This window comes from Paenibacillus nanensis (genome assembly GCF_003583765.1).
Classification (GTDB): Bacteria; Bacillota; Bacilli; order Paenibacillales; family Paenibacillaceae; genus Pristimantibacillus; species Pristimantibacillus nanensis.
Genome location: NZ_QXQA01000010.1, coordinates 224713 through 233878, shown reverse-complemented (window position 1 = coordinate 233878; position 9166 = coordinate 224713). Strand labels below are relative to the sequence as shown.

The 9166-nt window shown below is 57.4% G+C and carries 9 protein-coding genes; 2 read left to right on the top strand and 7 right to left on the bottom strand.

Annotated elements, in window-relative coordinates; all coding sequences use genetic code 11:
* The first annotated feature begins 283 nt into the window (after positions 1–283).
* Together D3P08_RS16825 and D3P08_RS16820 are read left to right on the top strand one after the other, a co-directional pair.
* Entirely contained in the window at positions 284–595 is a 312-nt protein-coding gene (locus tag D3P08_RS16825; protein WP_119600862.1) for a DUF1806 family protein, read from the top strand.
* Positions 592–1302, top strand: a complete 711-nt coding sequence (locus D3P08_RS16820) for a PIG-L family deacetylase (RefSeq protein WP_119600861.1) — start codon at positions 592–594, stop codon at positions 1300–1302. The genes D3P08_RS16825 and D3P08_RS16820 overlap by 4 nt, the downstream gene beginning before the upstream one ends.
* 4 nt (positions 1303–1306) lie before the next feature.
* Here the strand turns inward: D3P08_RS16820 and D3P08_RS16815 are convergent, their stop codons facing one another.
* The 7 genes from D3P08_RS16815 to D3P08_RS16785 all read right to left on the bottom strand — a co-directional run bounded on the left by D3P08_RS16815 (position 1307) and on the right by D3P08_RS16785 (position 9053).
* Positions 1307–2485 (bottom strand): acyl-CoA dehydrogenase family protein, encoded by a 1179-nt coding sequence (locus D3P08_RS16815; protein ID WP_119600860.1) that lies wholly within the window; start codon positions 2483–2485, stop codon positions 1307–1309.
* A gap of 210 nt (positions 2486–2695) precedes the next feature.
* The gene (locus D3P08_RS16810) at positions 2696–3652 is read right to left on the bottom strand and encodes a nucleoside hydrolase (RefSeq protein WP_240647583.1); all 957 of its coding nucleotides are present in this window, start codon (positions 3650–3652) and stop codon (positions 2696–2698) included.
* Positions 3653–3677: 25 nt separating this feature from the next.
* Complete coding sequence (gene rbsK / locus D3P08_RS16805) at positions 3678–4610, bottom strand: ribokinase (RefSeq protein ID WP_119600858.1); 933 nt, start codon at positions 4608–4610, stop codon at positions 3678–3680.
* Positions 4607–5527, bottom strand: a complete 921-nt coding sequence (locus D3P08_RS16800) for a nucleoside hydrolase (protein WP_119600857.1) — start codon at positions 5525–5527, stop codon at positions 4607–4609. The genes rbsK and D3P08_RS16800 overlap by 4 nt, the downstream gene beginning before the upstream one ends.
* 14 nt (positions 5528–5541) lie before the next feature.
* Entirely contained in the window at positions 5542–6465 is a 924-nt protein-coding gene (locus D3P08_RS16795) for an ABC transporter permease (protein ID WP_119600856.1), read from the bottom strand.
* Positions 6458–7501, bottom strand: coding sequence for an ABC transporter permease (locus D3P08_RS16790; protein ID WP_119600855.1), 1044 nt, complete (start codon positions 7499–7501; stop codon positions 6458–6460). The genes D3P08_RS16795 and D3P08_RS16790 overlap by 8 nt, the downstream gene beginning before the upstream one ends.
* A complete protein-coding gene (locus D3P08_RS16785; RefSeq protein WP_119600854.1) occupies positions 7485–9053 on the bottom strand; it encodes an ABC transporter ATP-binding protein in 1569 nt (522 codons plus the stop codon). The genes D3P08_RS16790 and D3P08_RS16785 overlap by 17 nt, the downstream gene beginning before the upstream one ends.
* Positions 9054–9166 lie beyond the last annotated feature (113 nt).

Sequence of the window (9166 nt, the reverse complement as noted above, 5' to 3'; positions counted from 1 at the left end):
GATTAGATCGCAGCATCAGCGACACCTACCGTTCAGTTATTGTTAATTATATTATACAACATTAACGCGGTGTCGTCTTAAAATAATTAAACATATGAAAGGCTGTCGAGACTTTCTCGACAGCCTGGCCGTCCTTTGGAGGACGGTTTTTTTCATGTGTACCGGAAGGACGCTGAGCCTTCTGTGACGATTACTGTCCGTCGGCGAATCGTCTGTGACATTACGCTTCTCTATGCTAAGATGAGGGAACCACCACTATTTCTTGAAGGGAGCGCACGACATCATGATTCCCATCCATACATCGAAGGTCGAATCCGCGCTGCAGGCGTTTGTAGGAGCGGAGGCCTTCATCCACAGCGAAAGCACGTCTTATATGTTCGTCCGCAACTTCAAAGTTCACGTGACGCACGCTTACCTCGCGGGAGAAGGACCGTACCGGGCCGCTCTTCGTTTCGACGGGCACGGCTGGCTTCGCGCGGAAGCCCTTACCCATTACGATCTGGACGCGGACGGCCGGCTTCTGCTGGCAGGCTTCGACGACCGCGGCCGCATGAATGTCGCCCTGCATCTCGGAAAGGAGCCGTTCCCCGAATGAAGACGGAAGACCGGAACAAACGCCGGAAGCTGCTTGCGGTATTCGCCCATCCGGACGATGAGACCTTTATTTGCGGGGGCACACTCGCGAAGTATGCGCATGAAGGGGCCGAGATTACGCTGGTAAGCGCGACCCGCGGGGAAATGGGCAGACGCATGGGCAACCCGCCCTATTTGAACCGAGAGACAATGCCGGCCGCCAGAGAGGCCGAGCTGCGAGAGGCTTGCGGCATTTTAGGCATTGCCCGGCTCCATTTCTTCGACATTCGCGACAAGACGGTTGAATTCTGTGACGCAGCCCTATTGGAAGCCCGAATTGAAGCGCTCATAAAAGAAATCGAACCCGACGCCGTGCTCACCTTCCACGAGACGCTCGGCGGTCACCCGGACCATTGCGCGATCGGCAAAGCCGCGACCAACGCTTATTTGCGGTGCGGCGGCGAGGGCGGACTATATTTCATTACATTCGGGAATGCGATGGCCCATCCGGAGAGGTTCGGCTATACGCGCAAAGACGTCGTCAAAATCGACGTTAGCGCGCATAACCGAACGAAGCTCGCGGCCTTCCGCGCTCACCGCTGCCAAACGGAAATTGACGAATGGGTATGGCTCCCGGACGAAGAGGCCTTATCTTATTTCGGCAATGACGAATATTTTCTAGCCGGTGACCGAAGGGTTCCGCGGAGAAGCCCCCATCACTTGTTTTAGCCCTTTAGAAGCTGCAGTCTTGCCTGCTTGAGCCCTCTTCAAGAGCGGCGGCCGCCAGCGTCTGAATAACCGAGCTGTCCATCGGCGGGTTATGAAGACCGGCGCGAACGTCGCGGTAATACCGCTCAAGCGGGCAGCTCTTTGCCAAGCTGGCGCCGCCGACAATGCGCATCGCCTTATCTACAATCCGGATGGCATGGTTGGTGACGGTATACTTCGCAAGCCCCAGCTCGGGCTTGAGAGACGGCCGCTGCTCAGCCTCCCTGTCCCAACGGTCTGCTGCGGCATAGAGCAATGTTCTGGCGGTGCGCAGCTCAGCCTCCATCTCGCCGATCGTTTGCTGAACGGCGGGCAAGGACGCGATCGGTTTGTCGAGGTAATTCGGCTGATAGGTACGGGCATACTCGAGCGCATAATCCCTTGCCGCCATCGCGATGCCCATATAACATGCGGGTATATGCAGCAGCCATCCGCCGCCGTCGTTGACTTCCTTCCCTTTTATTCTGTCGCTCTCCGGGACGAACGCCCCTTCGAGCACGACGTCATGACTGCCGGTCGCGCGCATCCCGAGCGTATCCCAGGTTTCGACGAGCTTGACCTGTTCCGTCCGGCGGACCAGAAACTCGCTCACCGCGTTCTCGTTCGGAACATAAGCCGTTACGACGAACCGATCCAATATCGGGGAGAGCGTGCTGAACGTTTTGCGGCCCGTCAGCCAGTAGCCGCCGTCCGCGTGAACCGCGACCGTCTCCGGTTTGCCGCCCCGGCTGGGGCTGCCCGTCGCCGCTTCGCTGGCGAACGTGTTAATCATTGTTCCGTCCCGCACAACCGACTCGCACAATTCGGCAAACAAGCTGCGCGGCCACTTGTCTGCCACGCTGAAATGAAACACTTGACCTAAATGCCAGCCAACGGCAAGCGCGGTAGCCCCGTCGCCGTAAGCCAGCCTCTCCTGCAGCAAGACGAGCTCATACAAGGAAATGCCGTCCCCGCCAAACTCGGCGGGAACCGTCAGCTTCAAGTAACCGGCCTCCTTCAAGTCGGCGAAATTTTCGAATGGAAAAGACCCTTCGCGGTCATGCCTTGCGGCCCTCTCCGCAAACCGCGCTGCCAGCTCCTCCGCCATTGCCGCTCGTTCCCGCTCCTTCTCGTTCCGTATAAACTGGTCGATGTACCTCGTCAAGTCGAACCCTCCTCAAAACCCGTATGTATGTAAGATTCATCATACCTTTTTTTCGGCTCCCGGACTATGCGGCGCCGGCTTCTATCGATTATTTTTCAATCCTGAACGCCGCCGTGCCTGAACATCTTCGAGCAGACGCCAAGAAGCCGTTCCCTGGCAGCATGCCCTGGAACGGCTTCTTAGATTCTTATTGCAAAAAGGCAGGCTCCGCTAACTCACGAACGGACTCAGCAATCGGTCCACCGCCAATGAGGCATTCACGTCCGTACAGACTGCAATGTCCGTCCCGGCTAACGAACGGCGCCGCAGATCGGCAACGGTCATGCCCGCGCACAGCTCGCTGTCGCACACGACGGACACCTTCATCCTCTGGATCGTAACGAGGGAAGGATCCTCCGCTACCAGCACCGTTAATGGATCGTGAATCGGCGCAGCATCGATAAAGGAATTGCTCGTCCGGTAAAAGTCGAAATAATAACGGTGGGATTCGCGAATAAAATCGATAACCTCGCTATTTCCCTCTTGCCGGAAGCGCATCAGCTGGTCCAGATGCTGTCCCGTCAGCAAGGTTTTCATCGTGACGTCGAGCCCGACCATCGTAACCGGAAGTCCGGAAGTGAAGACGATATCGGCCGCCTCCGGGTCTCCCCAAATGTTCGCTTCCGATACGGGCGTCACATTGCCGGGGACGCTGACCGCGCCTCCCATCACATAGACATGCTTGATCCGCTTGGCGAGATCAGGCTCCTTCGTCACAGCCAGCGCCAAGTTCGTCAATCGGCCAAGGGTTACAACAATAAGCTCGCCTTCCAGCTCCTTGGATTTGCGAATGATGAAATCATCCGCCCGCTCGCTTAGCGCCTCTTGGCTGGACGGCGGAATCTCCGCATCGCCGATGCCGTTCATGCCATGGACATGAGTAGCGAACTCCGGCATCCCTCTTTCGAGCGGCTGTGCCGCGCCGCGAACGACCGGCACGTCATAAGGCGCCTGCGCGAGCCGAATGATCCGCAGCGTGTTGTCGGTCGCGCGATCGACGCTAATGTTGCCGAATACGGTTGTAATGCCTTCCACCTTAATACTAGGAGACTTAAGCGCGTACAGGATGGCAAGCGCATCGTCAATTCCTGTATCCGCATCAATGATCATCTTTTTCACATGTTCCACTAAGTTGCCCTCCGGTTCCCTGTTCTTAACGCCTATTGAAGTACGCTTCGACCTCGGACATGGTCGGCATGCCATCCTGAGCGCCGAACTTCGTAACCGCAAGCGCCGATACTTTGGCCGCGAACGCAACCGATTCGGCGGTGTCATATCCGGCGCAAATGCCGTAAGCCAGCCCCGCGTTGAACGCGTCGCCCGCTCCGGTCGTATCCGCAACCTCCATCCGGTGCGCCGCTTGCCGCATAAGCCCGCCGTCCTTCTTCTTCCACGCGGCGCCTTCCGCGCCCAGCGTCGTGACGACGCAGCCGCATCCCTTCGCCAGCAGCGCGTCGACCGATTCCTCCAAGGAGCGGCCTTCGAGACCGCCGCTTGGAGCAGCTCCGGTCAGCAGCTCAAGCTCCGTCCGGTTCGGCGTAATATAGTGGACGCGTCTTAACAGCTCCTCCGGCAATTCCCTCGCCGGCGCCGGGTTGAGAACGATCCGTTTGCCGTGCTTGCTCGCAAGCTTCACGGCGTATTCGACCGCTGCAAGCGGGATTTCCAGCTGAAGCAGCACGGCGTCGGCAGCCGCGATGACCGGTTCGGCTGCCCGGATGTCTTCGTTCCGCAGCTCGGCGTTGGCCCCTTGCACGATGACGATGCTGTTGTCCTCGGGCGTCAGCGTAATGGACGCCGTGCCCGTCGGAGCCCGCTCCGTCATTTTAATATAATCGCCGTTTACGCCGCTGTCCGCCATCGCCGCAAGCAGCGTCCTGCCGAAGCTGTCAAGGCCGACCGCTCCGATCATCGACACATCCGCGCCGAGACGCGCAAGCGCGACGGCTTGATTGGCTCCTTTGCCCCCGGGAATAAAATGGATTTCATCGCCCTGTATCGTCTCGCCCCCGGCGGGAAAACGCGACGCCTTCACAACGATATCCATATTCATGCTCCCGATGACCGCAATTTTCGGGCGTTTCATCGCAAGCTCCTTGTCCGGCCGGCCGTCAGTCGTTCCATTAGAAGCGCGACCGCTCTCTTATGATCGACGTCAAGGCAGACGCTCACATTGCCCGACGGATCAAGCGTCGCAATCGTCTGACCGGTCTGAGGACGATGGTCGTATTCCACGCGTATATTCATGCGCTCGGTCCGCACGAGCGTGCGGTCGACCAGCAGCGCGATCGTCAGCGGATCATGCATATAGGAGATTTCTTCCTTCGCAAATTCGAACCATTTGCCGATCATCCGCGCCAGCGACATATTTAAAGGATCCCCCGTCTCATGAAGCTGCCGGCGTTCCTCCTCCGTAATCGTCACTTTGAGCGTGACGTCCAGACCGGCCATCACGATCGGCGCTCCGCTCCGGAACACCAGCGAAGCCGCTTCCGGATCGCAGACGATGTTGTGCTCGACGATCCGCATATGCAGCCCGTTATCGCCAAGCCGGGTAACGCCGCCCATAATGACGATTTCCTTCACCGTCTGCGCGATGCGCGGCTCGCGGATCAGGCAGGCGGCAATATTGGTCAGGGGCCCGATGGCGACAAGCGTGATTTCGCCGGGATTGCTCATTACCGTATCGATGATGAAGTCAACCGCGTGGCGATCCTCATAGACAAGCTGGTCGTCCTCTGCGAGCAGACCGTCGCCTTCATGACCCGCCATCCATATGTCGCGGTTATCAAGAAGCGTCTTGTTGAGGCCCGCATAGACGCGCACGTCCTCCCTTTTGCCGTATTGCAGCATCTTCCGCGCCATTTTGGCCCGCAGGTCCACGTTGCCGTATACGGTCGTGACCCCTTCGATGATAATCTCGGGAGAATGCATGGCAAGCGCAAGCGCCATCGCGTCGTCCACATCGCTTCCGATGTCTGTATCCAAAATGATTCGAACCATATGTCAGTCTCTCCTTAGCTGTTTTTCTTTTTCTTTCGCCTTGTCTCCGCGATTGCGTAGACAAGCAACCCGATAACCGTCGCCGCATACGGGAACGTCGCGACCAGCTCGCTCGGAATTTTCAATATTTGCAGCGCGTTCGCCATCGCGTTCGTCGCGCCGAAGATCAGCGACGCAACAAAGGTTCCAACCGTGCTGCCGCCGCCCAGCGCCTCCGCGGCGATCGCGATCCAGCCCCTTCCCGCGGTCATGTCTCTCGTGAACAAGGACAGATACCCCATTGACATAAACGCGCCGCCGAGGGACGCGAAGAAGCCGCTTAACAGCAAAGCGATCGTTTGAATTTTGACAACGCTGATGCCTACGGACTGCGCGGCCTGCGGATTCTCGCCCACCGAGCGGAGCTGCAGCCCAAGCGGCGTTCGTTTCAGCAAATAATAGACGCCCGCTACGGCCAGCAAAGAGATGTAAGTCAGCACGTTATGGCCGGACAGGATCGGGCCCAGCACCGGAATATCCTGCAGCAGAGGGATGTGCAGATTCGGCAGCACCTTGCTTTGAAGCGATGTCGAGGTGCCCTTATCTCCGCTGACCATATACAGAATAAAGACCGTGCCTCCCGAAGCGAACATGTTGATGGCGATACCGCCGAGTATAATATGCGTTTTGATTTTCAGCGTAAAATAAGCGAGCACCGCCGAGAGCAGAATGCCTGACATGACGGCCCCCAATAAGCCGACCCAAGCGCTGCCCGTATAGGCGCTGACGATAACGCCGGTAAGCGCGCCCGTCAGCATCGTGCCTTCCATGCCGATATTGACGATGCCGGCTTTATTCGAAATCAATGCGCCCAGCGCAGCCAGCAGGATCGGCGTCGTAACGCGAAGCACGGAGAAAGCAAAATCGGTCGAGAAGATGACGCTCCAGAAGCTATCCAAGTTTCTCCGCCTCCTTCAGCAGTTGTCGGTTCTTCCACATTTTCAGGAACTGCTCCGCAGAGATGAGCAATATGATAATGGCTTGAATAATCGATATAAGCTCCGCGGGCACGTCGGATAGGATGGCCATTTGGTCCGCGCCGACCCGGATATAGGCCAGGAACAGCGCCGCCCCGATAACCGACAGCGGATTGTTCTTCGCAAGAAGCGCAATAAGCGCGCCGTCGAGACCGTAGCCCGGCAAGTCCGTCCATTGGAATCTCGCATACATGCCGAGCATCTCCACCGAGCCGCCCATCCCCGCGAGGAAGCCGGCGATGAGATGGACCGTAACGATGACCCTGCCCGTCTTAATGCCGGAGAACTCGGCGAACGAGCGGTTCGAGCCTGTCATGCGAAGCTCATAGCCCCACCGCGTATGGTACATGAAATAGTGCGTCGCCAAAATGCAGAGCAGAACCAGAATCAAGCCGGTATGAATCCGCGTGCCCGGAATAATCGTCTCTAGCCGCGCGGTTTCTTGGAACTTGTAGGATACGTTCGCAAAAGCGGCCGCGTCCCTGAGATGATAGTTCAGGAAATAAAGCCCGATGCCGGCCAGAATGCTGTTGAACATGAGCGAGGTTACGAGCACGTCGGCATTCCATTTCGCCTTCATAATGCCGGGAATCGCCGACAGAAGCGCCCCGACCGCAGATCCCGCAAGGATGGCGACAGCCGGATGGATCATCGCATTCATGCTCCAATAGATGGCGATAACGGCCGCAACCAGCCCCGATATATAAAACAAGCCTTCCGCCCCGAGATTAAACAGGCCTGCGCGGAACAGAAGCACCACCGATAATCCCGTAAACATGAGCGGGATCGCGATTTCGACCACATTGCCGATCTGGGCCGAAGAAGCCAGCGGTCCCGTAATGAAGATGCCGATGGTCCCGATCGGATCGTCGCTGATGAACGCGATGATGATAAACGCGATGACAAGCGCTATTGCAACGGAGAGAAGCGTTCGGATCGCGTCAAAGTATTTCAGCATCGGTAGCTCCGCCCCTCTCTTCAGTCGAGTGTTGATTTTTCAAGCCCAGCATATACAGGCCAAGCTCCTCCTCCGTCACCTTAGACGGCTTGTCGAACTTCGCGACGAGCTCGCCTCCGTACATGACATGAAGCGTATCGCTCAGCTCCATAATTTCATTTAAATCGGCGGAAATCAGCAAAATCGCGCAGTTGCGGCTTCTCATCTCAAGCAGCTTCTGATGCACGAGCTGCGCCGCGCCAACGTCCACACCGCGCGTCGGCTGCTCCGCGATAAGCAGAATCGGATCGGTTGAGCATTCCCTCGCCACGATCACCTTCTGCATATTGCCTCCCGACAGCATGCCGATCGGCTGAGCGGGTCCCGAGCAGCGGACTTTGAAATCTTCAATGAGCTTTTCCGCCAGCTTGACGATTTTTTTGCCCCGCAGAAACAACCCGCGGTTCCACTCTCCGTTCCGGTAACGCGTGGAGATGATATTGTCGGAGATGCTTTCCTCCTTCGCCGCGCCTTGGCTCATCCGGTCTTCGGGGACGTAGGATACGCCGAGCTCGCGGATCGCCCGCATATCGGCATTCCCGATTTCCGAGCCGTTAACCGCGGCGCTGCCCTGCCGCTTGCCTTCCAAGCCGCCGGTCAGCGCTTTGACCAGCTCGGCCTGGCCGTTCCCTTCCACGCCGGCGATGCCTACGATTTCACCCGCTCTAACGGTGAGCGAGATATCGTTAAGCGCCTTTTTGCCCAGCGCGTTCACATAGGTTAGTCCGCTCACTCGCAGCACCGGCGGACCATAGAAAATTTCCTCCTTGTTGTACTTAAGCACAACATCCCGGCCGACCATCAGCCTCGAAATTTCCTGTTCGGTAATATCCGCCATATCAAATACGCCGGCAGTCGTTCCGCTCCGCATAATCGTAATGCGGTCGCAGATCGCCTTCACTTCCTTCAGCTTGTGCGAGATAAACACGATCGTATGGCCTTCGCGCTTCAGCGTCAGCAGCTGCTTGAACAGCTCCTCCGTCTCCTGAGGCGTCAAAACGGCCGTCGGCTCGTCCAAAATAAGAATTTTGGCGCCCCGTATGAGCGCTTTCAAAATTTCCACTTTTTGCTTCATGCCGACAGACAAGCTCTCCACCTTTGCCGTCGGATCGACGGCGAGCTGGTATTTATCGGAGAGCTCCTGCGTCATCCGGACCGCTTCCTCGACATGAATGCCGAGCCCTTTCTTAGGCTCCATGCCGAGCACCATGTTTTCGGCAACCGTAAAGGACGGCACAAGCATGAAATGCTGGTGAACCATGCCGATTCCTTTGCCGATCGCGTCCTGCGGGGTTTGAAAGCGGACTCGTTCGCCTCTCAGCAAAATTTCGCCCTCGCTTGGCTCCTCCATGCCGAATAAAATTTTCATTAGCGTGGACTTGCCTGCCCCGTTCTCCCCCGCTACGGCGTGAATTTCGCCTTCCTGCAGCGCGAAATCAACGTTCCGGTTTGCCGCGACGCCGTTCGGGTATACTTTTGTAATCTTGCGCATTTCCAGCAATTGTGGCTGCATTGGTTCTTCTCTCCTTGCCCGCGATATCGTGGTAGAATGCGTGAATATCGGCTGCGCTTGGGCCCGATAGCATGAAGGGAATTCTCCGCTTGCGAAGAACTCCCTGCATTTGC